This window comes from Paraburkholderia sp. BR10936 (assembly GCF_040965735.1).
Taxonomy (GTDB): domain Bacteria; phylum Pseudomonadota; class Gammaproteobacteria; order Burkholderiales; family Burkholderiaceae; genus Paraburkholderia; species Paraburkholderia nodosa_A.
Window position 1 is genome coordinate 322,972 of the sequence record NZ_JBFRCM010000006.1, and the last position, 17,402, is coordinate 340,373.

The following is a 17,402-nucleotide window of genomic DNA, read 5'->3' on the forward strand; positions in this document are numbered from 1 at the left end:
ATGTCGGCGCACTCAACGGCTTGGGCGCCGCGAATTGCTGCCGGAGACTGTCGAGTTGCTGCATACGCATTCTCATGATTGTTATGCCGTCGAAGCCGTGCCCCGCCATGCAGCGAAGGCTAAGACTCGCAGTCTAACCAACTCGTGCGCCAATTTCGAAACGTTAGTTATTTGTAAGATTTTCGGGCGTTTACAGCGCGCGGACCGGTTGAGCGTTGAGCATGGGCCGCGCTGTGCAATGCATCGCAGAAATGCTTGTTTGCGTGCGCGCCTTCGACTGTCTAGATTGGAAGAGATCAACGCCTCGCAAGGAGTCCGCAATGTCGAAGCTGTCGATACTGTCCGTGCCGGCGTGGTTCGCGCGGCGCGGCCGAGCGAATCGGGCGCCGCCCACGCCGCAAGCCGATGAGCCCGAACTGCGCGACGCGTCGCGCGAAACCGAGCATCTCGAGCGAATCGCTACTTATGCACGGGCCGGTTACTTCAATATGGGCTATACGCCCGACATGTTTCCGCTAGTGGGCGATCTGCCGCCGCATTGAGCCGCGCCACGCGTCTGCGCGCGTATTACTGCGCGGCGCTTTCCTCTGCGAAACCCGCTGTGTCGCCAAGGGTGCCGGCGGGCCGGAACTCGCTGGGCGGCACGCCCAGTTCGCGGCGGAACATGTCGCTGAAGCTGCTGGGTCGATAGCCCAGCATCCGCGCCACGGCACTCACGGGCTCGCCTTGCGCCAGGCGCGATACCGCGACTGCGAGCTGCACCTGGCGGCGCCACTCCGCAAATCCCATGCCAAGCTCGCGCGTGAAGAGCCGCGAGAGCGTGCGTACGCTCGCGCCCACCCATGCCGAGTGTTGTTCGAAGCCGATATCGGCCGATGGGTTGTCGATTACCGCGCGGCACAGCGTGGCGAGGCGGCGGTCGGACGCGTCGGGCAGCGGAATGCGCAGCGTGGAGCGCGGTGCGTGGGCAAGTTCGATCGACGCTAGGCGATAGGCCGCGTCGAGCCAGGTGTCGTCTTCGCGCGCGCGTTCCGCGAGGCTCGTGATGAGTTCGCGCAGCAGGCCGTTGACCTCGAACACTTCGCACCGCTCGCTCAGGTGCCGGCTGTCGCGCTCGTGCAGATACAGATTGCGCATCTCGACGGCGCTCAGCATGTGGATGGCGTGCTGCGTGCCGGGAGGCAGCCACACGGCGCGCTGCGGCGGCACGACGAGCGCCTCGCGCTCTACCTCGACCCACATCACGCCGGAGACGGCGTAGAGCACCTGCGCCCATGTATGCGAGTGCGGCTCGATCTGGAGGCCGCGCGGGTAGTGGCGTGCTAGCGAACGGCCGCGCCCGGGCTCGTTGTCGAGTTCGGGCGGCGCGGCTTGGGGCATTGGGGGCCTCCGGGTGACAGGTGGGGCGTGGCGTGCGTGCCTCGTATGGCGATCGCCACGCTAGCATGGTTGGGCGCGGGCCGGAAGCACGGCGGTGGCATTGCCGCCCTGCGATGCGCATCGGTAATATGTGACGATTGACCGAACGCGCCCCGCATTATCCGCCCATGAACGCAACCGATCCCGCAGTACAAGACGAAGCCCCGCTCGGCCTCTACACACGCGGCGCCGGCCGAGCGCGCGAATGGTGGCGCGTCACGCCTTCGGAACGCGCACACATGTACCGCATCGAGCACGGCCAGGGCGAGGACGGTGAAGTCGACATCGACATCGACACCGAAATCGATCTCGACAATCTCGAAGCGAAGCTGCTCAAGTGGCGTCGCGAGGGCTTCGTTTCCGAAGCTCAGCGCGCCAACGAAGTGCGAGCCACACAAGCGGGCAGCACATTTGCCGCCGCCTTGCAGCGGGCCGTCGAAGTGGCGCGCGAGGCCAAAGCGACTCAAGCCAGCCCGCAAATCCACACGCCCACCGTACGCATCGGCAGTGTCGACCTGCCGCGCGGGGAACCGAACGCGCTAGTGCCGCGCGTGAACGCAGCCTACCTCTTCACCGAACGCGGCGACGACATCGTTCAGGACATCGTAGAAAATCGCCGCGTCATGCTGATCGGTCATACGGGTTCGGGCAAGACGAGCTTCATCGAGCAGGTGGCGGCGCGCGCGGACTACGGCGTGATGCGCGCGAACATGAACGGCCAGACCACCATTGGCGACTTCGTCGGCTTCTGGACCGTGAAGGGCGGCGAGACGATCTGGGTGGACGGCGTGCTGCCCGTGGCGATGCGCGACGGCTACTGGCTCATCATCGACGAACTCGACTTTGCCGAGCCTTCGATTCTGGCGGTGCTCACCGCCGTGCTGGAACCGAACGGCCGCCTGCTGCTCAAGGAGCGCGGCAACGAAATCGTCGAGCCGCATCCGTCGTTCCGTCTCTTCGCCACCGCGAACGCCGCGGGCGCGATGAGCGCGTACCGACATCTGTACCAGGGCGCGAACTTGCTCAACGAGGCGTTTCTCGACCGCTGGCGCGTCTACCTGTTCGACTATCTTTCACTTGAAGAGGAAACCGAAGTATTGCTGCGCACGCTGCCTGCGCTCACGCGGCCGCTCGCGCACACACTCGCCGCCATCGCCGCCGACTGCCGCGCCGCGTTCGCCCGCGAGGATCTCGCGAGCGCGTTCTCCACGCGTCGCCTGATCGACTGGGCCGAACTCATGCTGCGCACCGGCGATGTCGAGCGCGCGGCGGGGCCGGCGATCTACGCGAAGGTGAGCGCGGACGATGCGGCGCTCATCCGCAGCGTCATCCGGCATCACGTGATCTTCGACGCGTGAGTGCGGAGGCAGTTGTGGCCAACTTGCAGGACGCAACACATAGTTTGACGGCGAGCGCCGATCCCGCGGGCGCGCTCGGCCGTCTCGCGCGGGTGCTGAGCGGCGACTCGCGCGTGAGCGTGACGTTCGGTGCGGGCGAGCCGCGCATTGAAGGCGAACGTTTCGTGCTGCCCGGGCGTCTCGCGACTGATGGCGTGGATGAAGCCGCACTGCTCGGCGCGCTCGATTTGCTGGCGGCGCGCCGTCGCTACAGCGAAGCGGCGCGTCTGGATATGCCGCAAGCCGGCGTGACGGGGCGCATTGCGCAGGCGATCGAGGACCGTCGCGTGCTCGCACAACTCGCGCTGGCGTTTCCTGGTGCGCCACGCTACGCGCAAAGCTGGCGTACGCAGCGCGGCGAGGCGGTCGCGCGGCGCTGGTCGAAACTGGCGTGGCGCGAGCGCCTTGCGTGGGCGATCGAGCGTACGCTGTGGGACGAAGCGCCCGGTGTGCTCGAGCGCGATGCCGCGGCGCTGGCCGCCGCGCTGCGCGCGATCGACGCTCCGCTCGGCGCGGCCCGCACGAGCCAGTCGACGCGCGCCAGCCTGAGTGCTGCCGCGGCGATCGTGGCGGGCGTGCGCTCGCTCGCGTCGCGCGGCGCGAACAACATGATGCAGACGGCGGCCCCGTCCGAAGGGCTCGACGACGAATCGGCGCGGCTCGCTCAGGCAATGGACGAATTCGGCGAGGCGGACGAGGTCGAACCGCCGGGCGGCGCCGCCCAGCCCGACAACGCCCGCGAAGGCGACGACGGCGCTTCGGCACGTGCGAGCGCCGAGTCCGATTCCGCCTCCGGCTCAACGCTTTCCGAAGCGGACGCGCCGCACGCCGCCGCCACGAATCGCAGCCCCGCGCCAACGCGGCCACGATTGTCGATCCCGCTGACCACGGCCTACGACGTCGTCACCGATCTCACGGGCCGCGGCGACCCCGCCGCGTGGCGCAAGCTGCGCGCCCTGGCGCGCGCGGAGACCGGTGCGCTCAAGGCACAGCTCGAGCGCGTGCTCCAGGCCGACGAACTCACGCACTGGAAGCGCGAGCAGGAGCGCGGCGAGATCGACCGCGCGGCGCTCGCGCGTCTCGCCGCCTCGCGCGGCTACCGCACGCCGTTTCGCGTGGCGCGTCATGCGAGCGGGCGCGACACGGTCGTGACGCTGCTGCTCGACCTGAGCGGCTCGATGGCGGGCCGCAAGATCGAGTTGGCGCGCCTGTGCGCGGCGGCGCTCGCCGACGCGCTCACCCAGCTCGCCTACGATTCGGAAGTGCTCGGTTACAGCTCGATCGAAGCGCCGGAACTGCGCGCGCGCTATGAGCGCGAGCGCGCGGCCGGCGCCGATCTGCGGGGCTATAACCGCTTTGTCGAGCGGCTGGATCTGCACGTGTTCAAGCGCTTCGACTCGCGCGACCTGAGCGGGCTCGCGGCCATCGCGTGCGGCCACGAGAACCCCGACGGCGAAGCGCTCGCCTGGGCGGCGGCGCGGCTCGCCCAGCGCAAGGCGCGCCGTCGGCTGCTTTTGGTTCTCTCGGACGGCTATCCTTCGACGAGCGACGGCGACCCGGCTGTGTTGCGCAGCGACCTGCTCGCGCGCGTGCAGGCGGTCAGGGAGCAGGGCATCGAGCTGGTCGGCATCGGCATACTGGACGACGCCGTCGAGGCGTTCTATCCGGATGCCGTGGTCGTGCGCAAGCTGCACGAGCTGCCCGCCACCGCGTTTGCGACGTTGAGCTGCCTGCTCGGGGGCCGGCCGCGCTGAAACGGTGCGGGCAACGGCTGCGGCGCTTTCCTTGCCGGACTGGGCGCATTGCGCTAACTTGAGTGGGCAGGCGTTGCGCCGCCTGCCAACCCATCCACTGACGAACAGATACAGGTCATGCCAGGCCGCGATTACCGACCCGTGGATTACGACCGCCTCTACTACCGGCTCGATCTGGAGCCGGGGGCGAGCGAGGCGGACATCAAGCATCACTATCGCCATCTCGCGCAGATCCTGCATCCCGACAAATGGCGGCACCCCACGGCCGCCTCGATGCGCTGGGCCGACGACCAGTTCAAACGCGTCAAGGAGGCGCGCGAGCTGCTCGAGGCGTACTGGTCCGTGCATCATGCGCCGCCGGTGAGCCGCTCCGCGCTGAGCGTCGCGCAAGCCGACGAACTGCACGCGCAGATGCAGGCGTTGCTGGCGCAGCGTGAACGCGTGCGCGCCGAGCTGGACGGGCTGCGCGCCGAGCGCACGCGTACCCTCGACGAGATCCAGCGCATGCGGACCGAGCGCGACTCGCTGCACGGCGAACTCACGGGGCTGCGCGATGAAGCGGATGCCGCGCAGCAAGGTGAGCCAGAGGGGGCAACCGCGGCCGAAGCCAATGACGTGCACGCGCGTTCAGGCGGCGTGCGCGATTTCCTGTTTGCGAAATTCGACGACCCGTCGCGGGGCTGGCTGCTGACGCTCTCCGCGAGTGTGTTCGCGTGCGTCGTGATCTTCGTCGTCGCGCACTGGATCTCGGGTTTGCTGCTCGCGCCCATCGCGCGCTTCGAGGTGGGCCGCTGGCTTACGCATATTCTGCAGTGGGCGCTCGTGGCAGGCGGCGTGGTGCTCACGTTCGGCTGGGGCTGGTCGCAGCGCACGCTGTATCGCGCCGGGCGTGCGGGGCGCGAGCACGCCGTGGCCTTACCCGCTGATGAAACGCGCCGGCGCGTGAGCGCGGCGCTGCGTCACGAGGCGCACTACGGAGCGGAGTGGAGCATCGAATCGTACGAGGCCGCACCCGACGATACACAATTCGCGCTGCGTGCGGTCATGCGCTTTTCGCCTGGCTCGCAAACCGCCACGCGACGCCATATGGTGGCGTTCCGCTGCCGGGCGCACACGACCGGCGCCGCGCAGACCGCGCTGGCGTACGACTTCTCCGTGGCGGCGCCCACGTGGTGGCTCGTTCCCGCCGCGCGCGTGGTGCGCGACCTGCGCAAGCGGCTCGACGCCGATCTCGGCGCGCCGCGCTGAAGCGGCATCGCTTTCAATCGACGACGAAAAGCTTCGCACCCGTGCGCGTGTACGACTGGTGCGCCTCGGCGTTGTCGCCCACCTGATAGCTCATGCCGGGCGTGAGCACGAACTTGCGCCAGAGTGTAGCGGAGCGCGCTCACGCCTCGTCATCGTCCGCCACGCGTTCCCGGTCGTCCACTCGCTTCATGTTATCGAGCAGCTTCAGCAGATAGTGCAGCGTGTGCGTCATGTCGTCTGACGAAAAATTCTCTAGCACGGCTTCGTAGTACGCCTCGATTTTCGGCGTGGCCTGCGCTACCCATAGCTTGCGGCCCGGCCCGGTCATGCAGACGAGGCGGGAGCGGCGATCGCGCGCATCCGCCTGGGTGCTCACGTGGCCGTCGCGTTCCATCCGGCTGATCAAGCCCGAGAGGTTCTGGCGGCTCACCATCAGATACCGCGCGAGATCGCCCACGCTCATGCCCGGCTGGGCTTCCGGGCGCGAGAGCGCGCCGAGCACGGCCCATTGCTGCGTGGTCAAACCCTCGGCTTCCACGGCGCGCGTGCCGGTTTTATGCAACATATTTGCGCATTGGTAGAGCCGGAAGAACAGCCGGTTGGCAAGATCGAAGCGGCTTGAATCCTGTATTGTTGGCGTTTTAGGCAAGGGTTTCTCCTGATGCTTCTATGCTTGTCTTCGATCTGAGTGTTACCTAGTATACGTCAACATATTGACGTAATTCGAGGCGAGACCCAAAGGTGGGGCAGCATCGAAGGCGTCTATGGTACTGCTCAACCGAATGGAGAATCGCGGTGCGAAAACTCGAAGGCAAGACGGTCGTGGTGACGGGTGGTGGCGGCGGCATCGGCGGGGCGACCTGCCGGCGCTTCGCGGCCGAGGGCGCGCGCGTGGCGGTGCTGGATCTGTCGCTCGAAGCGGCGCTGAAGGTGGCTGACGAAATTCTCGAAAAGGGCGGCCAGGCGCTGGCGCTGCGTTGCGATATCACGAACCGCGCCGAGGTGGAAACGGCGCTCGAGCAAGTGCAAGCGCAGCTCGGTCCTGTGGATGTGCTCGTGAACAATGCGGGCTGGGACGTTTTCCGCCCGTTCACGAAAACCGAACCGGCACAGTGGGACAAGCTCATCGCGATCAATCTCACGGGCGCGCTGCACATGCATCACGCGGTGCTGCCCGGCATGGTCGAGCGCAAGCGCGGACGCATCATCAACATCGCCTCGGACGCCGCGCGTGTGGGCTCGTCGGGCGAGGCGGTCTATGCGGCGTGCAAGGGCGGCCTCGTGGCGTTTTCGAAAACCATTGCGCGTGAGCATGCGCGCCACGGCATCACCGTGAACGTGGTGTGTCCGGGCCCGACCGACACCGCGCTCTTCGCCGAGTACAAGGAAGGCGCTGGCAACCCTGAAAAGCTGCTGGAAGCGTTCCAGCGCTCCATTCCGCTCGGCCGCATCGGGCAGCCCGATGATCTGCCCGGCGCGATCGTGTTCTTCGCGAGCGACGACGCGAACTACATCACGGGCCAGGTGCTGAGCGTATCGGGCGGCCTGACCATGGCGGGCTAACGCCGGCGAACGCGCGCTCTATCGACTACGAATCATTAAAGGCATCGATCATGAACTACGAAGACATCCTCTACGAAGTGCGCAACGGCGCGGCATGGATCACCATCAACCGGCCCGACAAGATGAACGCGTTTCGCGGCCGCACCTGTGACGAACTGATTCACGCGCTCAACAAGGCGGGCTACGACCGCGAGATCGGCGCAATCGTCCTTGCCGGTGCAGGCGACAAGGCGTTCTGCACGGGCGGCGACCAGTCCGCACACGCGGGACAGTACGACGGGCGCGGCACGATCGGCCTGCCGATGGAAGAGCTGCACACGGCGATTCGCGACGTGCCCAAACCCGTGATCGCACGCGTGCAGGGCTATGCGGTGGGCGGCGGCAACGTGCTGTGCACGATCTGCGATTTCACCATTGCTTCGGAAAAGGCCGTGTTCGCCCAGGCGGGCCCGAAGGTCGGCTCGGTCGATCCTGGTTACGGCACGGCGTTTCTCGCGCGCGTGGTGGGCGAAAAGAAGGCGCGTGAAATCTGGTATCTGTGCCGCCGCTATCCGGCTGCCGAAGCGCTGGCCATGGGCCTCGTGAACGCCGTCGTGCCGCACGATCAGCTCGACGCGGAAGTTCAGAAGTGGTGCGATGAGATCATGGAAAAGAGCCCCACGGCCATTGCGATCGCCAAGCGCTCGTTCAATATGGACACCGCGCATCAGGCCGGCATTGCGGGCATGGGCATGTACGCGCTCAAGCTCTACTACGACACGGAAGAGTCCCGCGAGGGCGTGCGCGCGTTCCAGGAAAAGCGCAAACCCGAGTTCCGCAAGTACGCCAAATAACGGTGTCTCCGTGACGATCAGGATGACGAATGAATAGAGCAGGCCGCTTCAAGGAGACACCATGAATCCGTATATCGACGAAGACCTCGTCGCGCTCGGCGAGCACGCGCGGCGCTTCGCACAAGGGCGCGTCGCGCCTGGCTTTATCGAGCGCGACACCACACGCGTGCTCGATCGCGGCCTCATGCGCGAAATGGGCGAGATGGGCTTCATCGCGCCGGAATTGCCCGAGCAGTATGGCGGCCAGGGCCTGGGCTGCCTCGCCGCCGGGGTGATCCACGAGGAGATTGCGCGCGCGGACCTGAGCCTCTCGTACATCAACCTGCTCGCCTCGCTCAACGGGCAGATTCTCGCCAAGCATGCCGCCCCCGAGATTGCACGGCCGTGGCTCGAACGCCTCACGCAGGGCCGCGCGCTGCTCGCAATCGCGCTGACGGAGCCGCGCGGCGGCTCGGATGCCGCGAACCTGCGGCTGAAAATGGAGCGCGTGGGCGATCACTACGTCCTCAACGGCGAGAAAACTTCGATTTCGGCCGCCGATCAGGCCGACGCCGCCGTGGTGTTCGCGCGCACCGGCAGCGTGGCAGACGGCGCGCGAGGCGTCTCGGCCATTCTCGTGCCGATGGATCTGCCGGGCGTTACGCGCAATCGTTTCGACTGCCACGGGCAGCGCGCGATCGGACGCGGTTCGATCTTCTTCGAGAACGTGCGCGTGCCGGTGGACCATCTGCTGGGCGACGAGGGCAAGGGCTTCGTCCAGGTGATGCAGGGCTTCGACTTTTCGCGCGCGCTGATCGGCCTGCAGGTGCTCGCCGTGGCGAACGTGAGCCTCGAAGAAACGTGGGAGTACGTCGCGCAGCGCGAGGCCTTCGGCAAGCCGCTCTCTGCATTCCAGGGCGTTTCGCATCCGCTCGCCGAATACGCAACCCAGGTGGAGGCCGCACGGCTGTTGTGTCTGCAAACACTGTGGCTCAAGGACCGTGGGCTGCCGCATACGGCCGAAGCCGCCATGTGCAAATGGTGGGGGCCGAAGCTCGCCTACGACGTGGTGCATCAATGCCTGCTTTCGTTCGGGCACGGCGGCTACGACCGCGGGCCGCTCGAACAGCGCCTGCGCGACGTGCTCGGCTTCCAGATCGGCGACGGCACGGCTCAGATCATGAAGACCATCATCGCGCGCTCGAACGCGGGCCGCGACGCGGTGCCGGCATGATGCGCGCCGCCTGCGACGTTTCCTGCAACACCACGGGAGGGTGCACATGGAGTTCGACGCGGCACTGATCGGGCCGCGCCGGGCGCGGGAGGAGGCACGGCGCTGGTGGCCCGGGCGCACCATCAACGACGAACTGGACGCCTGCGTGGCCGAATGTCCGGCGAAGATCGCGCTTACGGCGGTACGAATCGAAGACGGAAAGACCACGCGCTTCACGTACGCGCAGATGGCGCGGATGGCGGACCGCATTGCCGTGGGCCTGGTCAGGCTCGGTGTCGCGAAGGGCGACGTGGTCTCGATGCAGCTGCCGAACTGCTGGCAGTTCACGCTGCTTTATCTCGCATGCTCGCGCATCGGTGCGGTGCTCAATCCCCTCATGCCGATCTTTCGCGAGCGCGAGTTGTCGTTCATGCTCAACCATGGCGGCAGCAAGGTGATGATCGTGCCGCAGCGCTATCGAGGCTTCGACTACGAGGCCATGCTGCGCGCGCTGCGGCCTGAGCTACCCGCCTTGGAGCACGTGGTGGTGGGCGCAACCGACGAAGGCGAGCCGGCGCGCAACAGCTTCGAAGCGCTCCTGAGCGGCCCGAGCTGGGAAGAAGCGAGTGACGCCGAAGCCATCCTCACGCGCAATCGCCCAGGCCCCGACGACGTGACGCAGCTGCTCTACACCTCCGGCACGACGGGCGAGCCCAAGGGCGTGATGCACACGGCGAACACGCTGTTTTCGAACATTCATCCTTACGCGCAGGCCATGCGTCTCGGCCGCAACGATGTCGTGCTGATGGCGTCGCCCATGGCGCATCAAACCGGCTTCATGTATGGCCTCATGATGCCGATCGCATTGCGGGGGAGCGCGGTCCTGCAGGACGTATGGCAGCCCGAGGCGGCGCTCGCGCTCATCTCGCAGGAGCGTGCGACGTTCACGATGGCGTCCACGGCGTTTCTCGGCGATCTCGCCAACGCGGCCATCGAGTCAGGCACGCGCGTGCCGACGCTGCGCACGTTCTTGTGTGCGGGCGCGCCCATTCCCGGCGCACTGGTCGATCGCGCACGCACGGCGCTGGGGGCGAAGATCGTCTCCGCGTGGGGCATGACGGAGCTGGGCGCCGTGACGCTCACGCATCTGGACGACGAAGACGAACGCGCCTCCACGACCGATGGCGCGCCGCTGCCGGGTGTGGAAGTGAAGGTGGTGGGCGAGAACGACCAGGCGCTGCCGCCGAACGTGGCGGGGCGGCTATTCGTGCGGGCGTGCTCGGGATTCGGCGGCTATCTCAAGCGCGCGCACCTCAATGCGACGGACGCGCAAGGCTGGTTCGACACGGGCGACCTCGCGATCGTCGACGAGCGCGGCTACATCCGCATCAGCGGCCGCAGCAAGGACGTGATCATCCGCGGCGGCGAGAACATTCCCGTGGTGGAGATCGAGTCGCTGCTCTATCGTCATCCCGCCGTTGCGCAGGTGGCGATCGTCGCGTATGCGGACGAGCGGCTGGGCGAGCGCGCCTGCGCCGTGGTGGTGGCGAGGCCCGGCGAGGCGGTCGATTTGCCTTCGCTCGTTGGCTTTCTCAAGTCGCACAAGGTTGCCGTGCAGTACCTGCCCGAACGGCTATGGCTGCTCGACGCCATGCCGACCACGCCCGCAGGCAAGGTGCAGAAGTTCCGGTTGCGCGACATGCTGCGCGAAGCCGATGTCAGAAAACTTGCCGGAACATCCAGTAGAGACCCGCAGCAAGCGCAATCGAAGCCGGCAACGTGAGCACCCACGCGAGCACGAGGTTGCGCACGGTTCCCCACTGAAGGCCCGAACCGTTCGCGGCCATCGTGCCGGCCACGCCCGAAGCGAGCACGTGCGTGGTCGATACCGGCAGGCCGTAGACATCGGCCATGCCGATCGTGATCATGGCCACCGTTTCGGCCGAGGCGCCCTGACCATAGGTGAGATGCTGCTTGCCGATCTTTTCGCCCACCGTCACGACGATGCGCTTCCAGCCCACCATCGTGCCGAGACCGAGCGCGAGCGCCACTGCCACTTTCACCCAGGTCGGAATGAACTTGGTCGAGTGGTCCATCTGCTTGCGGAAGGTGTCGAGCACTTTGGCGTCAGCGGGTGACATCTCCGGTGCCTTCGCCTTTTGCATCAGGCGGATCGCTTCGCTCGCCACGTACATGTCGTTGCGCACGTTGTCAACGATCGCGTCGGGCACCGTCGCCATCGAGCCGGACAACGCGACCTGGTCGGCGATGGTGTCGGTGAGCTGGCGCAGCGCGGGCAACGTGGCAGGCGTGAGCCGGCGTGTGCGCACGAATGCCTCGACCTCGGCGCGCGCGTTCTCGGGCGGCGCGCCGTGCGCGTAGCGGCCCAGCGTTGCGGACGCCTCGCGCGCCACGACCACGAACGCCGTGGTTTGCTCGGGCGTGACCGCCTTGTTGAGCGCATAGGCGGTCGGCACGACGCCGATCAGGATCAGCATGATGAGGCCCATGCCTTTCTGGCCGTCGTTCGAGCCGTGGGCGAACGAAACGCCGGTGCAGGTGAGGATGAGCAGGATGCGGATCCAGAGCGGCGGCGCCTGGTTGGCTTTGGGCTCGGCATAAAGCGCTGGCACGCGCACGAGCAGCTTGAGCACGAGGAGCAGCAGGGCGGCCATGACGAAGCCGACCACGGGCGAGAACAGCAGCGCCTTGCCCACGCCCGACGCCTGGTCCCAGTCCACGCCGCTCGTGCCCGAAGGCCCGCTGATGAACTGGTTCATGATGCCCACGCCGATGATCGAGCCCACGAGCGTATGCGAACTGGATGAAGGCAAGCCGAAATACCAGGTGCCGAGGTTCCAGACGATCGCGGCGAGCAGGAGCGCGAACACCATGGCGAAGCCGGCGCCGCTGCCCACCTGGAGGATGAGTTCCACCGGCAGCAGTTGCAGGATGCCGAACGCGACCGCGCCGCTGGAGACGAGCACGCCGATGAAATTCCACGCGCCCGACCACGCCACCGCGAGATGCGGATCGAGTGAGTTCGTGTAGATGACGGTGGCGACGGCGTTGGCGGTGTCGTGAAAGCCGTTCACGAACTCGAAGCCGAGCGCGATGAGCAGCGCAAGCCCGAGCAGGATGAAGGGCAGCGCCGAGCTTTCGCGCACGGCGCGCAAATCGACGACGAGATGATCGATTACATAAATCGCCCCGGCCGCGATGACGGCGAGAAAAAGGGCGATGCCAATACCGCGGCGGCGTGCGCTCTGCGCGCGGTAGGGGGACAAGGGTATGTCCGGCATGAAAGCGTGGGGGCTCTGGTCAATCCGCTCGGGGAAGCGCCTCGGCGCAGCGTATGCGGGTTCGCAAACATGCGTGGCGCGGTGCCGCGTCGGCAGCTGAAAGAGCGATGCGGACGAGACGACGCAGTGTCGCACAATTGACAGAAATCAGACACGGACGTGACGCCGCACCGGTTCGCGTGCGGGCGCGCTTTTGTGACTTTTCACAATCACCTTATCCGCTTTCCCAGTTCTCCCGGCGCGGCCAAGCCCGTAGCATGGACGTGAAACGCGGCACGTCGCATACAAGCCGCGCATTGATTTCATGGAGACGAACGTGTCGAAAGCCCCCTGGCTCGCCAGCTATGGCGAGATTCCCGCTACCATCGATCCCGACCGGCATCCGTCGCTCGCGCATATGTTCAATGAGGCGATGCGCGAACATGCGCACCGGCCGGCATTGCGCGCGGGCGATGCTTCGCCGGGCGACGCTTCGCCGGGCGACGCTTCGCTCAGCTACGCCGACGTCGATCGTCTCTCGCGCCATTTCGCCGCGTATCTGCAGCACGTGGGCGTGAAGAAGGGCGACCGCGTCGCCGTGATGTTGCCGAACCTGCTCGCGTTTCCCATCGCGCTGATCGGCATCGTGCGGGCAGGGGCGGTGCAGGTGAACGTGAATCCGCTCTATACGCCGCGCGAGCTTCAGCACCAGCTGGCGGATTCCGGCGCGCAAACGCTCGTGGCGTTCGACGGCGCGTTGCCGACGTTCGATGCGATCAAGGCGAATACGGCCGTCAAGAACGTGCTGAGTGTTGCCGCGAGCGATTGCACAAGCGCGAGCGGTGAGCGCGATGCGCAGCCCGGCTCGTTTGCGGCGGCGCTCGCGCAGGGCGCCGACTTGCCGTTCGAAGCCCCCACGCTGTGCGGCGACGATCCGCTCTTCCTGCAATACACGGGTGGCACGACCGGGCTATCCAAGGGCGCGCTGCTCACGCACCGCAACCTCGTCGCCAACGTCGAGCAGTTCAAGACCTTCATGCCGGGCTTCATGAACCCGGGCGAGGAAGTCGTCGTCACCGCGCTGCCGCTCTATCACATCTTCGCGTTGACGGTGAATCTCATCACCTACTTCTCGATTGGCGCCGAGAACTGGCTCGTTGCGAACGCGCGCGATCTGGGCGGCATGATCGACGTGTTCAAGGCCGCGCGGCCGACGAGCTTCATGGGCGTGAATACGCTCTATGCGGGGCTCGTTGCGCATCCGCGCATCGGCGAGGTCGATTTTTCGCGGCTGCGGCTCGCGGGCGGTGGCGGCGCGGCGATCATCCCCACGGTGTCCGAGCGCTGGCAGGCCATTACCGGCGGTTTCATCCGCGAAGGCTACGGACTCTCGGAGACGAGCCCGGTGCTGTCGTTCAATCCGGGGAGCGTCGATCGCTTCACCGGGACGACGGGACTGCCGGTGCCCTCCACCGACGTCAAGCTGATGAACGACGGCGTCGAAGCCGCGCCGGGTGAGCCGGGCGAGATCTGCGCGAAGGGTCCGCAGGTGATGCAGGGCTACTGGAACCAGCCCGAGGCCACGCGCGCCGCCTTTACGGACGATGGCTACTTTCGCACCGGCGACGTGGGCGTGTTCGACGAGCGCGGCTTCCTGCGCATCGTCGATCGCTCGAAGGACATGATCCTCGTTTCGGGCTTCAACGTGTATCCGAATGAAATCGAGGCGGTCGTGACCGCGCTGCCGGGCGTGGCCGAATGCGCGTGCGTGGGTGTTGCCGACGAACGCAGCGGCGAGGCCGTGCGTGTGTTCGTGGTGCCCGCGCGTGAGGCAGCGCTGAGCGAGGAAGCCGTGATCGCGCATTGCCGGGCGCAACTCGCGGCGTACAAGGTGCCGCGCGTGGTGAGCTTCGTTCAAGCGCTGCCGAAGTCGACGGTGGGCAAGATCTTGCGGCGGGAATTGCGCGACGCGGGGTGACGCGCGACAGGGGCGCGCCGCGTCATTCAGCGCGCCGCGCTCTTCGCCTTCTTCACCCCGAGGCGCCCCTTCCTCTCCTTCTTCTTGCCATCGCGCTGGGCACCCTGCGTCGCTCCGCGCAGCTTCAGCGCGATATCCAGCCGCGCAATCCAGTGCGCATCAGCGAGCTTCGCGCCCAGCAGCGTCTCGATGCGCTCGAGCCGGTAGTCGAGCGTATTTGGATGTACACCTAACGTTTCGGCCGTCTGGCGCCGGCGCTGGCCGCTTGCAAACCACGCTTCGAGCGTGGCGAGCAGGTCGGCCTCCGTCGCCAGCTGCTCGGCGAGCGAGACGAGATAACGCAGCACGTTGGCGCTGCTGCGCACACTCTCCTCGATTGCAATCGAGGAAAAGCGGTGCACGCGCAGGAAGTCGCCATTTTCTTCGCTGTCATCCACGTGGCTGCCACGCGGCGCAAAGTCCACCGCCTTGAGCGCCTCTTCCACCGAGGCCGCCCAGCCGCGCGCCCCTTCGTTCATGAGCCCGATGCCGATGCTGCGCACGCGCGGCTCGGCGCGCGCGAGCGCGGCCGCATGCTCGGTCACGCGCTGGTCGTTACGCGTCATCGAATCGCCGCGCACGCACGGCAGCCAGAACACCAGCCGCTCGCGATGCCACGCACGCACCAGCGCGTCGGGCTTCAGCTCGAAGTGCCGCGCGGCGCTGAGCGCGAAACGGTCGAGCGCATCCTCGCGCACCGAAGGTGCGTGGTCGCGCAAATCCAGATCGACAGCGAGCGCAATGCGCGGCAGCGTGGCGTCGAGGCCGAGCGCCTCGACGGTCTCGCGAAAGCGCGCGGCGTCATCGGGGGCATGGAACACGAGGTCGTACAGCTGCTGCAGCAGCGAGCCGCGCCAGCGTGCTTGCTGGTGCTGCTCGTCGAGATAGGCTTCGGCGATGTGCTCGGCCATCGCATCGAAGTAATCGAGCAGATAAGGCGAAATATCGAATAGCAGTTCATGCGCGAGCGCCGGGTCGGCCTCGGCGAGCTCCGTGCAGGTGCGCCACAACTCACGCGCGCCCAGGCGAAAGGCGCGCAGCAGCGAACGCAGCGGCACGTTCTGGTGGACACGTCGGCGCGCGAACGCCGCAGTCTGATCCATGACTTCGGCGGTGGGCGGCGTGCCCTCGAGCAGGCACTGGAACCACTGGTTCGCGGAAAACGCGATCGACGTGAAGATGTCGTTGCGCGCCGCCGCAGAGAGCGCGCTATAGCCTTCGAGCGAGAGCAGCGTGTCATAGGTGCGCTGAACAGCCCTGGGCTGGGTTTTGGCGAGCGTGCGAAGCCTGCTGCGCAGGCGTGGGCTGATGGCGGGAACGGGGGGCGGCACGGTGAGTTCGCGGATTCGCGTGGATTCGTTTAGGCGATATCCGCGAGTGTACTCAGCGCCGTGCCGCTGCGTCGAGGGGGGGCCGTGCAGGCGGCCCCCGCCGGTGGATCGGAACACCGGATCAGAACAGCAGCGCGATACCGGCCATGCCGACGAACTGCGAGCGCGTGGACGAAGGCGTGGAGTTTTGCGAGTCGCCCACGGCGGGGCTTGCGTTGACGATGTTGCCCGCGCCGTTCGCCCCGAGCGTCTGGCCGCCGGCGTGCTGGTAGGCCTGCAGCGCATAGAGCGTGGTGCGCTTCGAGAGGTGGTACGACTCCTTGAGCGAGTACTGCTGATAGCGCGCCGCGCTCGTGATGCCGTTGGCCTTCGAAGCCAGCGTATAGGCGAAGCCGCCGCCCACGTCGAAGGCCGGCGTGAAGCGATACACGGCGAGCGCCGCCCAGGTGTTGAAGATGGCCGTGTCGTGGAAGATCGACTTGCCGCCCGCGATGTACTGAACGTTCGAATACGACGCGCCGAGGACCAGGTTGCCGAGCGTGTAGTTGCCGCCCGCCGCGATGTGCTGGACCGCGCTAGCCGAGACATAGCCCGTATTAAGCGACGACTTGCCGAAGCTGCCCGTTGACGAACTGTCGAATCCGCTCGTCAACTGCGCGTTGTCCATGCGCAGGATGGCCGCCGCGAGGCTCACCGGGCCGGCGGAGTAGCGCAGCGCGGCGCTCCACGTCTGACCCTTGCCGGTGCTCCCCGCAATGCCGCCGAGCGCGTACATGGCGCTCGCCTGCACGCCGTAAAAGATCGGCGAGGTGTAAGTCGCCGAATTGTTGATGCGCACGGTCGTGTCGAGACCGTCGATATCGCCGGGGTGCGCGCCGGTTGCGCCGGTGAGCCACGAGCTTCCCGTGAGCGGCCCGACGAACAGGTAATACGGCGTGTACTGACGGCCGGCCGTGAACGTGCCCAGGTTCTGGTTCTGCAGGCCCACGTAGGCCTGGCGATTGAAGATCAGTCCGCTCGACGACAGCGCGCCCGAGTTGAGGTCGAAGCCATTCTGCAGGTCGAAGATCGCGAACGTGCCTCCACCTAGATCTTCCTTGCCTTGCAAGCCGAACTTCGACGCATACAGGTTGCCCTGGCGCAGATAGACATTCGAGTGACCATTCTGGTTGTTGACGTAGGTGATGGCGTCGTCTACTGCGCCGTAAAGCGTAACGCTGCTTTGCGCAAACGCGGGGCTGGCCACGAGGGCTGCGCTAGTCGCGAGGAACGTGCCGATACCAAGGCCTGCTTTCTTCATCGGTGTGTGTCTCCGGGTGAGATTTGGACTGCTTATATTTTTCTTTGCTAAGCCGCATGACTTTCAG

14 protein-coding genes are annotated in these 17,402 nt (G+C 66.5%); 9 read left to right on the plus strand and 5 right to left on the minus strand.

From position 1 onward, the window contains the following. Positions 1-320 precede the first annotated feature (320 nt). The gene (locus AB4Y36_RS15980) at positions 321-542 is read left to right on the plus strand and encodes a hypothetical protein (protein WP_254320304.1); all 222 of its coding nucleotides are present in this window, start codon (positions 321-323) and stop codon (positions 540-542) included. Positions 543-567: 25 nt separating this feature from the next. Here the strand turns inward: AB4Y36_RS15980 and AB4Y36_RS15985 are convergent, their stop codons facing one another. After that, positions 568-1,380, minus strand: a complete 813-nt coding sequence (locus AB4Y36_RS15985; protein ID WP_342947433.1) for a helix-turn-helix transcriptional regulator — start codon at positions 1,378-1,380, stop codon at positions 568-570. Positions 1,381-1,547: 167 nt separating this feature from the next. Here AB4Y36_RS15985 and AB4Y36_RS15990 point away from each other — a divergent pair, with 167 nt between their 5' ends. The 3 genes from AB4Y36_RS15990 (at position 1,548) to AB4Y36_RS16000 (ending at position 5,818) form a co-directional block, all read left to right on the plus strand. Further along, entirely contained in the window at positions 1,548-2,777 is a 1,230-nt protein-coding gene (locus tag AB4Y36_RS15990) for an AAA family ATPase (RefSeq protein ID WP_368683512.1), read from the plus strand. Positions 2,778-2,791: 14 nt separating this feature from the next. Then, entirely contained in the window at positions 2,792-4,570 is a 1,779-nt protein-coding gene (locus tag AB4Y36_RS15995; RefSeq protein ID WP_368683513.1) for a cobalamin biosynthesis protein CobT, read from the plus strand. A gap of 117 nt (positions 4,571-4,687) precedes the next feature. Then, complete coding sequence (locus tag AB4Y36_RS16000; RefSeq protein WP_342947436.1) at positions 4,688-5,818, plus strand: DnaJ domain-containing protein; 1,131 nt, start codon at positions 4,688-4,690, stop codon at positions 5,816-5,818. Positions 5,819-5,957: 139 nt separating this feature from the next. Here the strand turns inward: AB4Y36_RS16000 and AB4Y36_RS16005 are convergent, their stop codons facing one another. Next, positions 5,958-6,383 (minus strand): MarR family transcriptional regulator, encoded by a 426-nt coding sequence (locus AB4Y36_RS16005; RefSeq protein ID WP_368606025.1) that lies wholly within the window; start codon positions 6,381-6,383, stop codon positions 5,958-5,960. A 230-nt stretch (positions 6,384-6,613) separates the two neighbouring features. On the opposite strand from AB4Y36_RS16005, the gene badH reads away from it, so the two are divergent. From badH to aliA, 4 genes are all read left to right on the plus strand, one after another. Then, positions 6,614-7,381 (plus strand): 2-hydroxycyclohexanecarboxyl-CoA dehydrogenase, encoded by a 768-nt coding sequence (badH, locus tag AB4Y36_RS16010; RefSeq protein WP_368683514.1) that lies wholly within the window; start codon positions 6,614-6,616, stop codon positions 7,379-7,381. A gap of 50 nt (positions 7,382-7,431) precedes the next feature. Beyond that, complete coding sequence (badI, locus tag AB4Y36_RS16015; RefSeq protein ID WP_069268610.1) at positions 7,432-8,214, plus strand: 2-ketocyclohexanecarboxyl-CoA hydrolase; 783 nt, start codon at positions 7,432-7,434, stop codon at positions 8,212-8,214. 61 nt (positions 8,215-8,275) lie between these two features. Further along, entirely contained in the window at positions 8,276-9,427 is a 1,152-nt protein-coding gene (gene aliB, locus AB4Y36_RS16020) for a cyclohexanecarboxyl-CoA dehydrogenase (RefSeq protein WP_069268609.1), read from the plus strand. A 46-nt stretch (positions 9,428-9,473) separates the two neighbouring features. Further along, positions 9,474-11,189 (plus strand): cyclohexanecarboxylate-CoA ligase, encoded by a 1,716-nt coding sequence (gene aliA, locus AB4Y36_RS16025; RefSeq protein ID WP_368683515.1) that lies wholly within the window; start codon positions 9,474-9,476, stop codon positions 11,187-11,189. Here the strand turns inward: aliA and AB4Y36_RS16030 are convergent. Beyond that, positions 11,125-12,708 carry an inorganic phosphate transporter gene (locus AB4Y36_RS16030; RefSeq protein WP_368683516.1) on the minus strand — a complete coding sequence of 528 codons (1,584 nt, stop codon included), beginning with the start codon at positions 12,706-12,708 and terminating at the stop codon, positions 11,125-11,127. The genes aliA and AB4Y36_RS16030 overlap by 65 nt on opposite strands. Before the next feature lie 316 nt (positions 12,709-13,024). Here AB4Y36_RS16030 and AB4Y36_RS16035 point away from each other — a divergent pair, with 316 nt between their 5' ends. Next, positions 13,025-14,665 (plus strand): AMP-binding protein, encoded by a 1,641-nt coding sequence (locus AB4Y36_RS16035; RefSeq protein WP_368683517.1) that lies wholly within the window; start codon positions 13,025-13,027, stop codon positions 14,663-14,665. 26 nt (positions 14,666-14,691) lie between these two features. Here the strand turns inward: AB4Y36_RS16035 and AB4Y36_RS16040 are convergent, their stop codons facing one another. Together AB4Y36_RS16040 and AB4Y36_RS16045 are read right to left on the minus strand one after the other, a co-directional pair. Continuing rightward, entirely contained in the window at positions 14,692-16,035 is a 1,344-nt protein-coding gene (locus tag AB4Y36_RS16040; RefSeq protein WP_368683518.1) for a PucR family transcriptional regulator, read from the minus strand. 121 nt (positions 16,036-16,156) lie between these two features. Beyond that, entirely contained in the window at positions 16,157-17,335 is a 1,179-nt protein-coding gene (locus tag AB4Y36_RS16045) for a porin (protein WP_069268606.1), read from the minus strand. Positions 17,336-17,402: the final 67 nt, after the last annotated feature.